Consider the following 16,061-nt stretch of genomic DNA (forward strand, 5'->3'; position numbering starts at 1 on the left):
GCTCCTAACTACAAATTCCGAGTGTGAAATTTCTTCATGCTAAACCATCCCGCTAAAATAAACCCTGACATCCAAACGCAAACCGTGATCATTTCATAGTATTTGAAAGTCGTGAATGCACCGCTTTCCATCCACCATTTCTTTGACCCCAGCACCAGTGACGAAGGATTAAAAGTCGTGTAAAGAGACAGCACCGAATCCTTCGGCATTTCCCCAGGCACAAGCAAGCCCATTCCAAACAGGATCGCGAAGACAATAAACACGACATAGCTGTTTTTCATCCATAGCGAAAGAACAAACGTAATCACTGTAAAAAGAATCTGCAGTACGAAAATCATCAGTATTCCCAGCCAAAAATACTGAATGAAGCTGAAATCCCACCAGCTGATGAAGGGATTGCCATCCGGTTCAATCATGAATCCTGTGCTGATCGGCAGGTGCCACAGCCGCGAATAATCAACCGCTAGAAAATAGGTGCCAAATGTGGCAAGCAGCAGGAATGCCGTCACCATCCCCGTTGCACCCAGGGCGGCAAATAGCTTATCCCACATTAGTCTCCTCCCCCGCTTTGTTGAAAAAGCAACAAGATGGGACCCCTGATCGAATTCATAATTCGTCAAAAATGCTGTGAACAGCACCACAAGCAGCATGATCTGGAAAAGGACAACTCCGAATAAAGTTTTAAATAACAGCGAATGGGTCCTGAAGATTTTTCCCGGGAGGAAAACATTTAAATGCTCCTGATTCTCCTTGATTTCTTCAAGTCTTGGCATTAAAGCCTTGTACTGTTCCCTGACTGTTTCCGCCGCTTCCCCTTCAAGCCCGTACATTTTGATCTGGACATTGGCACTATTTAAAAGATCAAATCTTTGATACTGCTCCTCAATTCCCTCTGCTGTAAAAAGAATCGATTCTTTCACATTCAGGTCAACGATTCTCTCAAGCTCTTTGTCCGAAATCTCACCTGAATCAATGGCCGGATAATAGTTTTCAGATTTAAAGAATTCAGAAGCCGATTCAAACTCCTTGCCATTCCTTGCATTCCAGCCTTTAAGTCCAAGCTCATATGAATCTTTTAAAAGATAGCGGCCATCCTTGTCCATCAAAGCTCCATACTCATCGATGACCTCATTAATCCTCGCTACATCCTCGCTCTTAGGCGCATCCACATAAATCAGATATAAATTGAAAGCTGTAAAAAGGAGCAGCAAGGCAATCACGATTGGCGAGGTCAGAATCTTCTTTAATTCCAGTCTCATCACCATAGACTATTCCTGCTTCAACGATTCATCTTGATAGGTATGGAGAAAAACATCCTCGAGATTCGGCCGGGCAGTCCTCCATTCCGGCTTGGCCGGCTCCTCAGACAAAAAGCGGATATACATCTTCCCGCCCTCCTGTTTTTCCGATAACGAAAAATACTTTTTCCGGAAAGCAGCCGCTGCCTCGTACTCTACTTCCGTTTCATAGACATGCCCATCAAGCCTTTTGCAAATATTCGAAACCGTGTCCTGATAGAGTATCTGCTGGTCTTTTATCATAATGATTTCATTCGCAATCGACTCAACATCGGAGACGATATGCGTCGACAGAATGACAATCCGGTCGCGCGCAAGGTCCGTCAGCAGATTGCGGAAACGGACGCGTTCCTTTGGATCAAGCCCTGCCGTCGGCTCATCCAGGATCAGGATCTTCGGATCATTCAGCATCGCCTGGGCAATCCCGACGCGCTGAATCATCCCCCCAGAAAACTTTTTCATCTTTTTACCAGCGACATCTTCGAGCGCAACCAGCTTCAGCAGCTCCTGCACCCTTGCTTTTGCAGCCTGACGCTCGATCCCTTTTAAGGCAGCCAGGTAAAGCAAATAATCTGTCGGACTATAATTCTTGTAATAGCCAAATTCCTGAGGCAGAAAGCCGAGAATCTCCCTGTACCCCTCGTCGAGCTTGATAATGTCCTTGCCGTTATATAAAATCGAGCCGCTTGTCGGGAACAGCAGCGTGGTAAGCATCTTGATCAGCGTCGTCTTTCCGGCACCATTCGGCGCAAGCAGCCCATAGACGCCATTATGGAATTCAAGATTAATATCCTTCAGCGCATTGAACTTGCCAAAGTTCTTCGTCACATTTTGAACGATCAACATTTACATGACCCCTTCAACATTACGAAATGTAATGAAATAATTTAACCGGCGAACATAGAGATACAGACAGCACACAATAACAGTGATATACACATAAATCGGAATCTGGCTTAATACAGATGCATACAATTCAGTGCTAAAATAGGCGAGCGCGGCATTTACGACTAGCCAGCCAGCCATCACCGCATACGATGTTACCCTCAATTTCACCTTTTGAATGATGTATAAATAGCCCGTGGAAAAAACACTCAGAGAGCTGACCGAAATCAGCATCGCTTCCACAATATTGAACGTCTGATAAAACAGGAACAAAATCACGATATACGCGATGTTCAGCAAAACCGCCATGATGCTGAACGCTAGCATCCGGAACGCCGCCAGCTGGTAAACATGGTACTTGCACGTCATCTCGATGGCAAATGTATCGCTACTCCGGAGATTAACGAGGAAAAGCGCGGCAACCAGCATATATAGAATCGGTGACATCGTGAAAAGGTAGGAATACAGCAAGCTAACATCCTTCCCGCTATCAACAACTTGGAAGAGACCGAACACCATCGCTAAAGAAACCAGCACCAAGGTGAAGAGGATTTCGGTTGCATCACGGAACAAATACCTGAACCCAAGCTGGTTATACATCTCGAATAAATACACGTGAAAAGGCTTCGGTTTTACAAGACCTTTAGAAACAATGAATTGAATCTCGCCTTTCATCTCAGACTCATCGGGGTAGTCCACAGTCCATCTGTCATCCTTCAACACGCTCAGCCTCCATCCGCTCTTTCAATTTTTTGATGACCGTATAATATCTTGTTTTAACTGATGATTCCGGCCTTTCAAGCAAACTCGCAATCTCCTGAAAGGTATATTCCGCAAAAAGCTTCAGGCGCATGACCTGCTGCGAAAAGGAGTCCAGTTCATTCACGAACGCACCCGCCTTCTCGATCGTATCCCTGAACTCAAGCTCCAACGTGAAATCATGATTATCCAGCACTTCCACTTCCTCCATCGAATCTACAATCCTCTCATACCTGTAGCTCCGCGACCGGAAATAATCCACCACATGATTCGTCGCAATCCTGTACAGCCACGACTTGAACGAACCCTTGTCCGAATCAAACCCCTGTATCGACTGCAGCATCCCTATGAAAATTTCCTGCGTCAAATCCAGAGACAGCTCCTTATTCAACGTCTGCCTGAACACAAACGAATAAATCGGCCGATAATAAAACGCCACAAGCTCATTCGCAGCCCCCTCATCCGCCTTCCCCTGAACCTTCCTAATCCACACATTTTCCATCATCAAGTCTATCCTCATCCTGTAAAATGATTCCCTCACTCCTATATTCGTAAAAAAGAAAAAAATAGTTTTAAATATTTGAAAAAACATGGGAAAACATGGGGACGGTTCTTGTGTTTTCAAAAACATGGGGACGGTTCTCCTGTTTCATGAAACATGTCCTGTCCCGTGTCCCATAACCCCCCAACTGGAAAACCAACCGAAATTTCCAGTTTTCCTACATCTTCCATTATCGCTAATAAGCTGGGATATTTCGCTATTAAATTGATTTTTTTTACGTCAAATAAAAAAAAGACAAGCTTGATCACTTGTCTCAGAAACACAGTGCTTCTTTTTTATGATACACCGGAACCACGTGCACATCACCGTCACTGTGTTGCAGGATTATGTTAAAATCATGAATATAACTAAGTTAAGACATAGCAATTCTTACCGGGGGTTAATCATGCAGACCGAACCTAAAGCTAAAAAACCTATATTATATAAAATCGGAATGGTTCTTATTTTTTCATCAGCTCTTTTCTGGATCATTCCTTTTGCTATTCCATTCCTTGAGCTTTCAGGCAAAATGAAAGTCTTCAGTATAACGAGCAGTTTAGTTCTTGCTGAGGTTGTTTTCTGGCTGGGGGCGATTATGGTTGGGAAAGAAGTTGCAAGTAAATTGAGAAGGTATGCGAACCCTAAAAACTGGCGAAAGAAACCTTTGGAAAAAGAAGAGGAATAAATCATGGAGCATAGGGAAGCACCCTATGCTCCATTTATATTTACATGCCCGTTACTTCCGCCTGACCGGAATCCATATCTCACTCCGGAACTTCGGCGACGTTACATCTTTATGTTCATTCCACAGAATTTCCGCTCCCTCTACCTGTTCATAGCTTGAGGACGGGAACCATTCAGAATAAATTCGGCCCCAGACATTTTGGAGAGTCTCCGGGAATGGGCCGACCGCTTCAAACACCGCCCAAGTGGATGGCGCAACTTCAAGAGAAGCCAGGTGCGCCGGGCACTCTTTTGTCGTCGCAGCGCCAATATAATGGTCCAAATCCCCCTTCCCATCCATTCGGCCTTCAGAGAAGTTCGTGGACGCACTGATTAATCCAATCGGCTCCGTATCCGACAGCCCCTTCAGCTCCTCGATTTTTTCCATATTCAAGCTTTGCCACATCTCCGCGATCTCCGGATTCACTCCATGGTAAATCAACGGAACTCTTTTCATGATGCCAACAATCCGAAACGCGTCTTTCTCAACGATTCGATAATTCATTTCAGATCCTCCCTTTATGGATAACTGGAAGGTCATCGGCGGATAAGCTTTTAGCGAATGGCCAGGAACCCTCGCTTCCGATGGAGTAATGCCATGAAGACTTTGAAACGCCCTGGTAAAAGAATCAGGGGAACGGTAGCCATACTTCATCGCCACATCAATCACTTTAACATTGCTGTCCTCCAGATCAAATGCCGCCAACGTAAGCCGCCGCCTTCTGATATATTCAGAGAGCGAAACACCAGCAAGGAAGGAGAACATTCTTTTAAAATGATATTCCGAACAATATGCCCTTCTTGCCACTTCCCTGAAATCAATCTCCTCCGTCAGATTCTCTTCGATAAATTTCATAGCCTGATTCATACTCTGCAGCAAATCCATGCGATAACCTCCTTGTACGTTAACAATAACAGGACCTGAACCCTTTCACCCGACAATCCATGACTGGGTTTTGCAGGGGTTAGAGTAGAAAGTATTCATAATGACTATATATTAAAGCACTTCGATTATACAAAATGAAAACGCCGATGCCTGAATAGACAGGGTCTCCCTTTCTTGAGATCTCTTCTGTCCCCCTTGACCTTAATGACAGACACTTTCCCACCTTTTCCTTCCATTTCTGTCCGTCACGACCCTGATGACGGACACTTTATCTGCTTCTCCTTCCATTTCTGTCCGTCATGACCTTGATGACGGACAGTTTTTCCGCCTTTCCTTCCATTTCTGTCCGTCACGACCTTGATGACGGACATTTTTTCTGCTTTTCCACCCATTTCTGTCCGTCACGACCTTGATGACGGACATTTTTTTTGCTTTTCCACCCAATTCTGTCCGTCATAACCTTGATGAAGGACAGTTATTCGTTCATTTCTCCGATTTCTGTCCGTCATATCCTAAGGACAAATACCACTTACGCTTTTTCCAGCAAATAAACGCCTAAACATCCCCATGTATTCTTTATGAAAATGGTATACTATTCCAAAACGAAACTGCTCTTTTTTACATAAAAATTAAAACAATCTATTGCATTCGAGGTGTTGGTATGTGGAATATATCAAAGGAAGTAAAGGATGAATTTCTGAAACACACTCTTCTGCCGATCCTTGAAACGGATGAGGAGTGGGAAATGACATTAAGAGATGCAGAAGATGAAGGGGAAGATCTCGCTGCTCGATTGACCGAGGAACTGGCGGAAGCGAAAGAACAGTTGTTGCATATATTGCCGGATCGCTTCCTGCCTTATTTACAAGATGGGACTTTGAATCAGCCTACTCTTCCATTGGCTGTTCGCATGGATTATCTAAAATGGGTGAACGACGGATGCTTGGAATTCGAGAAAGCAATGAGTGCTGCTTATGAAAACACCAAGAATGTCCTGGTTTCCTTGCCAGCAGCAGTTCAGGATGTATTTGAGGAAAGCCTGCATGATTCCACGATTGCTCGAATTGAGCGGGATAAGAACACGCTTCACCTCTTTGTAAACACCGATGGCGGGTTTTCAACAAAAGCATATATTCACTTCACTTTTAGCGGAATCAGCTCAGAAGAAACAGATTTCCCTGTTCAGGTGGGACAATGGTTTATTTATGATGAGCTGCAGAAAACAGATGATGGATTTGCCTTCCGTGTGTTATTTGATGTCCCGGAAAGCCAGTGGACAATTACGATGAAGGAACTGGACGCCGAGTATTTTTATCGTCCAATGGACTATACGAGGTTGAGAGACGAAGAGAAGCTTCAAGATGCTTCCCTTGAAAAATATCTAGAGGGATTGAATCCGGACCACCGTTATTGGTTTATTACACCGGATGCCGTTTACCCCATCCACTCTTTTACGGAAAAAATTCATATAGAAAATGGGTCAATTTCTTTTACCGAGCATGAAACGGTCGTAATCACTGAAAAAGAACGATACGTCTATCCATTTAACGAATACAATCCAATTTCTTTTATCTACACGGACATATATGAGGACCCCTATGCCCAGCTCAGCGAACCATTGCCAAATGAGGAAATTGAAGCAGCTGTTTTATCAGATGATCTGGATTTGCAAGTCCGAGCTTGGAATACCATGTATACCAACCTCTATGACCTTACCGAAACGATAAATCATATACTGAAGAAATTAACGATTACAGAACAAAATGAAATGATCGTAAGCATGTATGTAAACCATTTTTATCAAGAGGGAATTTTGAGCGAAGATGTGATTGATCAATATCAGGCGGTTATTAGTGAATCTTAGGGGCAGAAACAGAGGCAGAAACAGAGGGACGGTTCTGCTGTTTCACAATATAACAAATTCAACAATCCATAGAATAAGAGATCCGTTCCTTTGTCCCTTAATTATAGTAATTTTGAGACACCGATTACGCTTATTGGTGACCTCTTCACCTATTCCACGATATAAGTAGCCTATCACACACATCGATGAATTCTTTATAACAAACCACCATATTTATGAACCACATATCCATGGAATAACAGGAGCACAGGGTAACCCCTGTGCTCCCACTCTAAAGAGATTCCCGGATGACTTTCTTCGAATGAATCACCGAAAGGATCGCAAATATTGAATACAAAGCTGTATAGAGCGCCATGACGATCAGCATTGGCGACCATAGTTCTGTTCCGAAGAGGAACCAGCCGGATTGGACGGCGAAATAGCTGTGCAGCAGTCCGATGACCAATGGGATTCCGAAGTTGTACGCTTGTTTTGCCTGGATTCCTTTCAATAAATCGCCCTGAGTGAAACCGAGCTTTCTTAAAATGGTATAATTCGGCTTTTCGTCTTCTGTCTGATCCATTTGTTTGAAATAGAGGATGCAGCCTGATGTGACGAGGAAGGTCAGCCCGAGAAAACCGACAATGAACATGGCGAGGCCCATCTGTCTTTTTTGGATATTTTCGCTGTCCAGGCGGGATTCATTCATGCCAGTTTCAACATATTTGTTCTTATTGAACAGGTCGTTCGCAATCTCCAATTCGCTCTCGTCCTGAAGATCAATTCCGATATACAATGAGGAGCCCTTTTGGATGGAAGGGTCTAAATCATTCTTTAATTGCTCGAATACCGATTCATCCACGACCGCTACTGGAGAGCCGCCAAAATACCTGGAAACTGGATAATCCTTTTCCATCCCGAGATACGTTAACGGAATGGCGTTATTTTTCCCGATGATTTCAATCGGACCTGAATCCTTCATTGAAATAAACTTCATCATGACATCATTGTAGCCTGTCAAATAGGCTTCACCCTTACTCACTTCCGATTGACCTTCAGACTTCTCACTAATAACAGATACACTCATGGCCCCAGGATCCTGTGTGTATTCCTCCATTTTCAAGCCAATGATTTTTTCCGCGTTCATGATAGCCTGCAGAACTTCAATCTTTTTTTCCGTAAAAGCGATTCCATTCGACTCCAATTCCTTCATAAAATCAGCAGCCGATTTAGCGTCCACAAAAGCGAAGTTGGCCGGGACATTGTTTTTTGCCATCTGCTCTGCTGAGTAATAGGAGATATAACTTAAACACAATAGACCAATCGCAAGTGCCGAAACCGTCGTGATAATCGTCAACAACAATGCATTTGACTTCATCCTGAACATGATCGAGGATAACGATAGCACTTCATTTATATTTAAATATCCATCCTTTCTTTTACGGATGAGATTGGCGATGAAACTCACAGACCCTTTATAAAACAGGTAAGTCCCGAAGATAACCGCAGCTAAAATAAACACCATGGCGAAAAAAAGTTGATTTACTGTGGTAAAGTCCCCATCGAACAATTTGGATGACACATAATAGCCTAATCCGATCAGTGTAATGCCAAGAATTCCAAATAACATCTCCCAAAATGAGATCTTTTTTACCCGGCCTTCAGCTTTTGATACAACTCTGAACAAGGATAAAATGCTTTGTCTCTTAATGAAAATATAGTTTAACAGCAGCAGCAGTACATAGATTACTGAAAAAACAATCAGTGTCTGAACCAGGGCTGTTCCCGAAAAATGAAGCCTGGCGATCCCGTCAGCCTGAGTGATTTTGAACAGAATCATAATGATCAGCTTGGATGCGGAGAATCCAAGGAACACTCCCGCCGCTAATGAGCCATAGTAAAGAAGAAAATTTTCAACACTTAGGATTCGAAAAATCTTGCCCTTCGTCATCCCAACCAGCTGGAATAACCCGATCTCCTTACTTCTCCGTTTGATAAAAATGTTATTGGCGTAGGTCAGGAAAATAGCCACGATGCCTATGAGCAGAACCGATGCTGCTTTAATAGCGGCACCACCTTTTATCGAACCCTTCGTTTCATCCATTGCCGGATCATACTGGAGGGTCACAAAGGCGAAATAAAGCGCGACACTGAAAATCAGCGCAAAAACATACAAGTAATAGTTTTTAAGATTCTTTTTCAAATTCCGAAGAATGAGTTGATTAACGCTCATGATGCACACCGCCCAATACACTCTGGGTTTTCATGATATCCTTGAAAAATTCCTGTCTCGTTTGGTCACCCTTATTCAGTTCTGTGTAAATCAGCCCATCCTTTATAAAAATGACCCGGCCGCAATAGCTTGCCGCAACAGGATCATGCGTGACCATCAGAATCGTCGCCTGCCGTTTTCGATTCAAATCACTCAGTTTATTCAAAAGGTCTGAAGCCGATTTCGAATCCAGTGCGCCCGTCGGTTCATCCGCAAAGATGATACTCGGCTCATGGATGAAAGCCCGCGCTGCAGACGTGCGCTGCTTTTGCCCTCCGGAAATTTCATTTGGATATTTATCTTTTAAATCAAAGATTCCCAGCTCATTGGCGATCATTTCGAACCTTTTATCCGCTTCCTTCTTGGGAGTCTTGCTGACCGAGAGTGGCAAAAGGATGTTTTCCTTCACAGTCAGGGTATCGAGCAGATTGTAATCCTGGAACAAAAAGCCTAAATGCTGCTTGCGGAATTCCGCCAGCTGCTTTTCCTTCATCCCGGTAATGTCATTCCCTTCAATCTTAATCGTGCCTTTGCTGACATGGTCGATGGAAGAGAGAACATTCAGCAGCGTCGTCTTGCCTGACCCCGAGGCACCCATGATGCTCACAAATTCCCCCTTGTGAATTTTTAGGTCAAGACCTTTCAGCACTTCCTGTTTATTAAACTTATTGCCATATGTTTTATGGAGTTTAGCCGCTTCCAGTAAAATCATTTTACGCACATCCTTTCATTAATAATTTCATTATAAATTCGGTTCCGTTGGCCTTCCTTCGATTCACCGAACAATTAAACAAAAGCATGTGACATTTTTGTCACATGCCTGTTATCATGTTAAATTCATTGTTTGCAGGGAAGATGAGTGTGAACGTACTGCCCGTCCCCGATGCTGACTTTACATAAATTTTGATTTTCAGGGGTTGGGAAGCCCTTTTCGCCAGATACAATCCCATTCCGGTTGCCGCATGATCCCCGTGATGGGCTGTTGATGTAAAACCCTTCTCAAAAATGCGCGGCAAATCCCTGGAATCAATGCCCCTGCCAGCGTCGACGATTTCGAGAATCGTCTGCCCGTTCCGCCAATCGCTTCGAATCCTAATATCAGATGCTTCACTGTATTTAACGGCATTCGTCAAAAGCTGGCGAATGATAAAAGCCAGCCATTTTGCATCCGTCAGTACTTCTGTGGATTTCAGGTCAATCTCAAAACCGATGCCTTTTTGGATACACCAGGACTGCAGCGTTTTGACCTCCCCGAAAATCACACTTTCCAAATCGGTTTGTTCAATATATAAATCATTTTCCATGAAGGGAATCCGTTTCTGGTGGAGCTGCTGGTCAAGTAACAGATGGATCCGCAGCCACTCATAGGTCATTTCTTTTTTTAGCGACTGATCCTCCAGCCGGTCAATCATCAAGCTTAAAGCCGTCAGCGGTGTTTTCACCTCATGGATCCAGGCAAGCAGTTCATCCTTTTCCTGATCTAATCTATGCTCATTCTCAGAAGCAGTTTTTTTCAATCCTTCCGTATGACGTGTCATGCTTTCAGCTACGATTTTTTCAAAAGGGCTCAGCGTTTCATGGATTCTGGAAAGATCCAGAACTTCATCCGTTTCTTCCAGGATCTGATAAAACTTTATCTCTTTTTGATAACGAATGATTAAAAAAAGCACAAAAATAATGAGTGATAGAAAAACGTAATAAAAGATTGACAGAATCGAGACAGCCGAATCTATGTATGCAATGAAAACGACGAGAAACTGGAGCAACAGGAATAACAGGATCCAGCTGCGACGTTCCTTAAGATATGTTAGAAACATCAGGCATGCCCCTCTTCAACAGCCATGTATCCCTGCCCAACTTTCGTTTCAATTCGTTGTCCGAGTCCTAGTTCATCCAGCTTTTTCCGGAGGCGGTTGACGTTCACCGTCAGCGTATTGTCGCTAATGAACCGCTTATCATCCCACAAGCTGTTCATCACCTCATCGCGGCTGACAATCTTGTTCTTCTTATCAATCAGTAGCTTCAAGATGAAGATTTCATTCTTGGTCAATTCAATCCGGCCAGTTTCGTTTTCAACCGTATTTTTATCATAATCAATCGTCGCCCCGCACCAGGTTTTAAGCTGGTTCTGCGTCGTATTGTAATTGTAGGCACGCCGAAGGATCGCCTGAATTTTTGCAATCAGCACATCAAAATGAAACGGCTTTTGGACAAAATCATCCGCTCCCAGCTGCATGGACATGACCATGTCGGTAGGGTGATCCCGTGAAGAAAGGAAGATGATCGGGACATTCGAATGAGACCGAATCATCCGGCACCAATGAAACCCATCAAACCTCGGCAACTGGATATCAATAATCACCAAATCCGGTTTAATCGCCGTAAAATCCTGCATCACTTCCCCAAAATCCGTAACCCCATACACCTCATACGACCACTGAGTCAAACGCTCCCTGATCTCATGGAACAAAGAAGAATCATCCTCAATCAACAAAATCCTCAACAATCAAATCACCCACATTTTCAAACTACTATACTCACTATTGTAAAGGAATAATTTTCTATATACCAGAAACAGAGAAACGGTTTTGCTGTTTGAAACAGAGGTGAAACAGAGGGACGGTTCTGTTGTTTCGAAAATATATCTCATGAGGCACTGTCCGTGATGAGCCTGATGACGGACATTTCTTCTGCTTTCCCTTCAAATTCCGTTATAATGAGCCTACTCTCGAACGCTTTGTCCCTTTTGGCGGCTTCTATTTCTGTCTGCCTTGATCGGAATCGGAACAGAAACATAAGAACCGTCCCCGTGTGTTTCCCCGTGTGTTTCGAGGAAAAATGAAGGGAATGAATACGATGTACTAGAATACTTAAGTAAAGCAAGGTGATTGGTGGTGCAGTTTTTAGAAACGAGGAGACGTTCTCGCGTTTCACCGTTTTATTTAAATAAGGGTTAGGAGAATAATATGAATTTAAAACAAGCCATTAAAGAGATTCAGTCAAAGGTTGATTTTTCAGGAGCGGTTATGGTTCAAGATGGGAACGGTCAATCCATGGATGCTAGCTTTGGGTATGCGAATCGGGCTGAGCAATTGAAAAATAACTTAGAAACCCGGTTCGGCATCGCATCTGGGTGTAAGCTTTTCACGGCAATCGCTATCTGCCAGCTTGAGGAGGAAGGCAAGCTCACCTTTCATTCGAGATTGAGTGATTGCCTGGGTCTAGAGTTTCCCCATTTTAGTGAAGAGATTACGGTCCATCATTTGCTGACGCATACTTCCGGTATTCCGGATTATTTTGATGAAGAGGTCATGGAAGATTTTGAGGAACTATGGGTGAAGAGGCCGATGTATCATATCAGAAGCCTGAGGGATTTCCTGCCTATGTTCCAGAATGAGCCGATGAAATCCGTTCCAGGCGAAACCTTTCACTACAATAATGCCGGTTACATTTTATTAGGCCTGATCGTGGAACAAGCCTCCAAGATGGAATTCACCCAATATGTTCAGGAACATATTTTTAATAGAGCAGGCATGAGTCAATCAGGTTATTTTTCCTTTGACGCCCTCCCTTCGAATACGGCACAAGGCTATATCGACCTTCCTGATGGGACGTGGAAGACGAATATCTATTCACTTCCGGTAAAAGGCGGCTCTGACGGAGGCGCATACGTTACTGTAAAAGACATGAACAAACTGTGGCAGGCGCTGTTCAATCAAATTTTACTAACAGAGGATTCATTGAACAAACTACTGACTCCCCACGTGGAAGTCAATGAATCCGGCTATTACGGATATGGTGTTTGGATCAAGATGGAGGCCGATCAGGTGCAAAAATACCATGTCATGGGCTATGACCCTGGTGTCAGTTTCCATTCAGCCTATTATCCAGCGGCTCAAACCATTGCTGTCATATGCTCCAACAAATCCAGCGGAGCTTTTGATGTGATGAAGGCAATCGAAGCAACAACTGAAACATAGGGACGTGAAACAGAGAGACGGTTTGCATGAAACACAAGAACCGTCCCTTTGTTTTCCCTTTGTTTTCCACTCACTCACACCCAGGCTCATTCCCCATCCTCCTGTCTCCCCAGGCGCACATCAAATTCAGGATTTCTTTCAGGGTTTCTCCTTCTTCACTGAGCGAGTATTCCACTTTTGGCGGTACTTCATCGTACACTTTCCGATGGATGATTCCGTCTTTCTCCAGCTCCCTCAGCTGCTGGGATAGCATTTTTTTCGTAATGGCGGGCATGGCTCGCTGCAGTTCGCTGAAGCGTTTTTCTCCTTCTTTTAGCAAACAGAGAATAACCACTTTCCATTTCCCGCCGATCACTTCAAGAGTGGCTTCAACAGGTACATTGTATTTCGTCATGGTCAACCTCCAAATTTATGATACTTACACCATCTGGGCATATATAAAATATGGTTACTATTAAGTTACCTGGTTACATAAAAGTGCCGTCTTACAATGACAGTATCTACTCATTATACTTAAAAAGGACTTTTACTAAAAAGGAGAAGATTCTATTGAACAAACCATATCCGCGTTCTTTTTCACATATTGGATTATCTGTACCAAATGTTAAGGAAGCTGTCGAGTTTTATACGGAGGTATTGGGATGGTATGTGATCATGGAACCATCTGAAGTAATCGAAGATGACAGCCCGATAGGCCAGATGTGCACAGATGTTTTCGGGAAGGGCTGGGGAACCTTCAAGATTGCTCACCTGGCTACTTCTGATAAAATCGGCATCGAGCTATTTGAATTTCCGAACAATGAATCGCCGGAAAACAATTTCGAATACTGGAAAACGGGAATCTTCCATTTTTGCGTCCAGGATCCTGATATTGAAGGACTTGTTGAAAAAATTATCGCCCACGGCGGCAAGCAGCGCATGCCAATCCGTGAATATTACCCAAATGAAAAGCCTTATAAAATGGTGTACTGCGAAGACCCATTCGGCAATTTAATCGAAATTTATACACATAGCTATGAGTTGACCTATTCACAAGGTGCTTATTAAAAAGGAGAGTCGATCATGAAAGCTTTGTTGCTAGAGGATAAAGGTAAAGTATTTGAAATGAAGGTAGGCACAGCGGAAAAACCGGTTCCAGCCAAAGGAGAAATTCTAGTTAAAATTTATGCCACTGGCTTGAATCCAGTCGACTATAAAACCGGCAATGGCGGGAATCCGAATTGGACATACCCACATATCCTTGGCCTGGACTCAGCCGGGATCGTCGAGGAAGTAGGCCCAGATGTCATGAACGTCAAAGTTGGCGACAGGGTCGTCTATCATGGTGACTTAACGAAAAAAGGCGGTTTCGCGGAATACGGCGTGACTACCGCTCATACCGTCTCCCTTATTCCAGAGGGCATCTCGTTTGAGGATGCAGCCGCTCTGCCAACTGCAGGCTATACAGCGTACCAGGCCTTATTTTATAAAATGCATGCATCTGAGGGACAAACAATTTTAGTTCATGCCGGAGCCGGCGGTGTCGGGGGTTTCGCAATCCAATTAGCCAAAAATGCCGGACTGACGGTTATCACAACCGCATCCTCTGCCAATCACGACTATGTAAAAAGCCTGGGAGCCGATTATGTGATTGACTACCGCGAAGACGATTTTGTTGAAAAAACTTTGGAAATCACAAATGGGCTAGGAGCCGACTTAGTCCTCGATACAGTTGGTCGCGACAACGCGGACAAATCACTGAAGGCTCTTGCCTTCAACGGACAAATCGCATTCATCGCCGGACCACCCAATGTAAATGATGCCATTTCATTTGCCCATCCCCTGTCATTTCACCAGGTAGCTTTGGGAAGCGTGCACCAATCCAACAATTTAAGGGAACAAAGAACACTAGCTGAAATGGGCGACCAGATGCTCTCACTTCTTCAAAAAGGAAAAATCAATCCAATGGTCGAGAAAGTGATTTCATTGGAAGAAGTGCCTGAAGCTTTGGCAGAACTTTCAACCCGCAGAGTCAGGGGAAAAATCGTTGCTAGAATAACTGGTTCATAAGCAAATTAGGTTTGTAGCCGTAATCGCAGAATTGATCCGATTACGGCTACATTAATTTTTTTATGTGACCCGTTTCTCCTTCTCGTCACCAAACCGCGCACATATCCTTTCTTTATGTGACCATAATCCTTGCCTGCTCTCCATTATGGGCACATTAATCTCTTTTATGTGCCCATAATCCTTGCCTGCTCTCCATTATGGGCACATTAATCTCTTTTATGTGACCATAATCCTTGCCTGCTATTCTTTATGGGCACATTAATCTCTTTTATGTGACCGCAATCCCCACCTTCTCCCCTTTTCGGGCACATTAAACTTTATTAGAAAATCAGGGGGACGATCCCTTTGCTTCTGAACCTTATGAGAGGGGGCCGCACTTAAAGCTTCACCCGCTTCTTCCTAACAACCACATGCAAAACCGGCAAATAGATGGCTTTTGCCGGAATGACGATAAATTGCAGCATGAAGTAAATGACATATAGCCAGCCGAACCCCTGTCCAGATTGGTCTGATACGAGGTCGAACTGGGCCAAAATGAAAAGGGATAGCGCCACCACTGCAATAGGTCCGAGCACCAGCAATATTACATTGCCGAATGTTTTCCACCCCGCATTGGAAGTTGAATGACTCGATATTCTGAATTGAAGCATACTGCATCCGTACCATATGCCTCCGATTGCTGTCACTACAGCTGCGAACAAGAAGAATCCCATCTCACTGCCTCCGTAAAAATAAATTCCGATTCTGCCTCAAGTAATACGTATTTCCTGTAAAATAAGTTCCTGGGTCTTTCGTACCTTTTCATTATTTTTCCAAATAATGAAC

At 43.8% G+C, this 16,061-nt stretch carries 17 protein-coding genes; 5 read left to right on the plus strand and 12 right to left on the minus strand.

Features of this window, described 5'->3' with window-relative positions:
- Positions 1-8 precede the first annotated feature (8 nt).
- Genes ACXAEA_RS20830 through ACXAEA_RS20845 form a run of 4 tightly spaced genes read right to left on the minus strand, consistent with a single transcriptional unit; the run spans position 9 to position 3,447 of the window.
- The gene (locus tag ACXAEA_RS20830) at positions 9-1,265 is read right to left on the minus strand and encodes a hypothetical protein (RefSeq protein ID WP_475097755.1); all 1,257 of its coding nucleotides are present in this window, start codon (positions 1,263-1,265) and stop codon (positions 9-11) included.
- A 3-nt stretch (positions 1,266-1,268) separates the two neighbouring features.
- On the minus strand, positions 1,269-2,144 hold the full coding sequence (locus ACXAEA_RS20835) for an ABC transporter ATP-binding protein (RefSeq protein ID WP_475097756.1): 876 nt from the start codon (positions 2,142-2,144) through the stop codon (positions 1,269-1,271).
- The gene (locus ACXAEA_RS20840) at positions 2,145-2,903 is read right to left on the minus strand and encodes a hypothetical protein (RefSeq protein WP_475097757.1); all 759 of its coding nucleotides are present in this window, start codon (positions 2,901-2,903) and stop codon (positions 2,145-2,147) included. It abuts the gene before it with no gap.
- Positions 2,893-3,447 (minus strand): RNA polymerase sigma factor, encoded by a 555-nt coding sequence (locus ACXAEA_RS20845; RefSeq protein WP_475097758.1) that lies wholly within the window; start codon positions 3,445-3,447, stop codon positions 2,893-2,895. The genes ACXAEA_RS20840 and ACXAEA_RS20845 overlap by 11 nt, the downstream gene beginning before the upstream one ends.
- 442 nt (positions 3,448-3,889) lie before the next feature.
- Between ACXAEA_RS20845 and ACXAEA_RS20850 the strand changes: the two genes are divergently transcribed.
- Entirely contained in the window at positions 3,890-4,168 is a 279-nt protein-coding gene (locus ACXAEA_RS20850) for a transporter suffix domain-containing protein (RefSeq protein ID WP_475097759.1), read from the plus strand.
- Positions 4,169-4,219: 51 nt separating this feature from the next.
- Here the strand turns inward: ACXAEA_RS20850 and ACXAEA_RS20855 are convergent, their stop codons facing one another.
- Positions 4,220-5,092, minus strand: coding sequence for an AraC family transcriptional regulator (locus ACXAEA_RS20855; protein WP_475097760.1), 873 nt, complete (start codon positions 5,090-5,092; stop codon positions 4,220-4,222).
- A gap of 661 nt (positions 5,093-5,753) precedes the next feature.
- Here ACXAEA_RS20855 and ACXAEA_RS20860 point away from each other — a divergent pair.
- On the plus strand, positions 5,754-6,956 hold the full coding sequence (locus ACXAEA_RS20860) for a DUF4085 family protein (protein WP_475097761.1): 1,203 nt from the start codon (positions 5,754-5,756) through the stop codon (positions 6,954-6,956).
- A gap of 271 nt (positions 6,957-7,227) precedes the next feature.
- Here the strand turns inward: ACXAEA_RS20860 and ACXAEA_RS20865 are convergent, their stop codons facing one another.
- From ACXAEA_RS20865 to ACXAEA_RS20885, 5 genes are all read right to left on the minus strand, one after another.
- Positions 7,228-9,168 carry an FtsX-like permease family protein gene (locus ACXAEA_RS20865; protein ID WP_475097762.1) on the minus strand — a complete coding sequence of 647 codons (1,941 nt, stop codon included), beginning with the start codon at positions 9,166-9,168 and terminating at the stop codon, positions 7,228-7,230.
- Positions 9,158-9,919: an ABC transporter ATP-binding protein gene (locus ACXAEA_RS20870; RefSeq protein ID WP_475097763.1), complete on the minus strand. Its 762-nt coding sequence runs from the start codon at positions 9,917-9,919 to the stop codon at positions 9,158-9,160. The genes ACXAEA_RS20865 and ACXAEA_RS20870 overlap by 11 nt, the downstream gene beginning before the upstream one ends.
- A gap of 100 nt (positions 9,920-10,019) precedes the next feature.
- Positions 10,020-11,024 (minus strand): sensor histidine kinase, encoded by a 1,005-nt coding sequence (locus tag ACXAEA_RS20875; RefSeq protein ID WP_475097764.1) that lies wholly within the window; start codon positions 11,022-11,024, stop codon positions 10,020-10,022.
- A complete protein-coding gene (locus tag ACXAEA_RS20880; protein WP_475097765.1) occupies positions 11,024-11,713 on the minus strand; it encodes a response regulator in 690 nt (229 codons plus the stop codon). Before ACXAEA_RS20880 ends, ACXAEA_RS20875 begins: the two co-directional genes overlap by 1 nt.
- Positions 11,714-11,853: 140 nt before the next feature.
- Positions 11,854-12,003, minus strand: coding sequence for a hypothetical protein (locus tag ACXAEA_RS20885; RefSeq protein ID WP_475097766.1), 150 nt, complete (start codon positions 12,001-12,003; stop codon positions 11,854-11,856).
- Positions 12,004-12,173: 170 nt separating this feature from the next.
- Between ACXAEA_RS20885 and ACXAEA_RS20890 the strand changes: the two genes are divergently transcribed.
- Positions 12,174-13,187 (plus strand): serine hydrolase domain-containing protein, encoded by a 1,014-nt coding sequence (locus ACXAEA_RS20890; protein WP_475097767.1) that lies wholly within the window; start codon positions 12,174-12,176, stop codon positions 13,185-13,187.
- 70 nt (positions 13,188-13,257) lie between these two features.
- Here the strand turns inward: ACXAEA_RS20890 and ACXAEA_RS20895 are convergent, their stop codons facing one another.
- The gene (locus ACXAEA_RS20895) at positions 13,258-13,581 is read right to left on the minus strand and encodes a winged helix-turn-helix transcriptional regulator (RefSeq protein ID WP_475097768.1); all 324 of its coding nucleotides are present in this window, start codon (positions 13,579-13,581) and stop codon (positions 13,258-13,260) included.
- A 155-nt stretch (positions 13,582-13,736) separates the two neighbouring features.
- Here ACXAEA_RS20895 and ACXAEA_RS20900 point away from each other — a divergent pair, with 155 nt between their 5' ends.
- Positions 13,737-14,234 carry a lactoylglutathione lyase family protein gene (locus ACXAEA_RS20900; protein ID WP_475097769.1) on the plus strand — a complete coding sequence of 166 codons (498 nt, stop codon included), beginning with the start codon at positions 13,737-13,739 and terminating at the stop codon, positions 14,232-14,234.
- Between the two features lie 15 nt (positions 14,235-14,249).
- A complete protein-coding gene (locus ACXAEA_RS20905) occupies positions 14,250-15,236 on the plus strand; it encodes a zinc-binding dehydrogenase (RefSeq protein ID WP_475097770.1) in 987 nt (328 codons plus the stop codon).
- A 377-nt stretch (positions 15,237-15,613) separates the two neighbouring features.
- Here the strand turns inward: ACXAEA_RS20905 and ACXAEA_RS20910 are convergent, their stop codons facing one another.
- Positions 15,614-15,949, minus strand: coding sequence for a hypothetical protein (locus ACXAEA_RS20910; RefSeq protein ID WP_475097771.1), 336 nt, complete (start codon positions 15,947-15,949; stop codon positions 15,614-15,616).
- Positions 15,950-16,061 lie beyond the last annotated feature (112 nt).

Source organism: Mesobacillus sp. ABV4_180, assembly GCF_056158485.1.

Excerpts from the sequence above, each read along its gene's own strand:
- ACXAEA_RS20830 (WP_475097755.1), bottom strand. The coding sequence starts at position 1,265 with ATGGTGATGAGACTGGAATTAAAGAAGATTCTGACCTCGCCAATCGTG.
- ACXAEA_RS20835 (WP_475097756.1), bottom strand. The coding sequence starts at position 2,144 with ATGTTGATCGTTCAAAATGTGACGAAGAACTTTGGCAAGTTCAATGCG.
- ACXAEA_RS20845 (WP_475097758.1), bottom strand. The coding sequence starts at position 3,447 with ATGATGGAAAATGTGTGGATTAGGAAGGTTCAGGGGAAGGCGGATGAG.
- ACXAEA_RS20850 (WP_475097759.1), top strand. The coding sequence starts at position 3,890 with ATGCAGACCGAACCTAAAGCTAAAAAACCTATATTATATAAAATCGGA.
- ACXAEA_RS20855 (WP_475097760.1), bottom strand. The coding sequence starts at position 5,092 with ATGGATTTGCTGCAGAGTATGAATCAGGCTATGAAATTTATCGAAGAG.
- ACXAEA_RS20860 (WP_475097761.1), top strand. The coding sequence starts at position 5,754 with ATGTGGAATATATCAAAGGAAGTAAAGGATGAATTTCTGAAACACACT.
- ACXAEA_RS20865 (WP_475097762.1), bottom strand. The coding sequence starts at position 9,168 with ATGAGCGTTAATCAACTCATTCTTCGGAATTTGAAAAAGAATCTTAAA.
- ACXAEA_RS20870 (WP_475097763.1), bottom strand. The coding sequence starts at position 9,919 with ATGATTTTACTGGAAGCGGCTAAACTCCATAAAACATATGGCAATAAG.
- ACXAEA_RS20875 (WP_475097764.1), bottom strand. The coding sequence starts at position 11,024 with ATGTTTCTAACATATCTTAAGGAACGTCGCAGCTGGATCCTGTTATTC.
- ACXAEA_RS20885 (WP_475097766.1), bottom strand. The coding sequence starts at position 12,003 with ATGTTTCTGTTCCGATTCCGATCAAGGCAGACAGAAATAGAAGCCGCC.
- ACXAEA_RS20890 (WP_475097767.1), top strand. The coding sequence starts at position 12,174 with ATGAATTTAAAACAAGCCATTAAAGAGATTCAGTCAAAGGTTGATTTT.
- ACXAEA_RS20895 (WP_475097768.1), bottom strand. The coding sequence starts at position 13,581 with ATGACGAAATACAATGTACCTGTTGAAGCCACTCTTGAAGTGATCGGC.
- ACXAEA_RS20905 (WP_475097770.1), top strand. The coding sequence starts at position 14,250 with ATGAAAGCTTTGTTGCTAGAGGATAAAGGTAAAGTATTTGAAATGAAG.
- ACXAEA_RS20910 (WP_475097771.1), bottom strand. The coding sequence starts at position 15,949 with ATGGGATTCTTCTTGTTCGCAGCTGTAGTGACAGCAATCGGAGGCATA.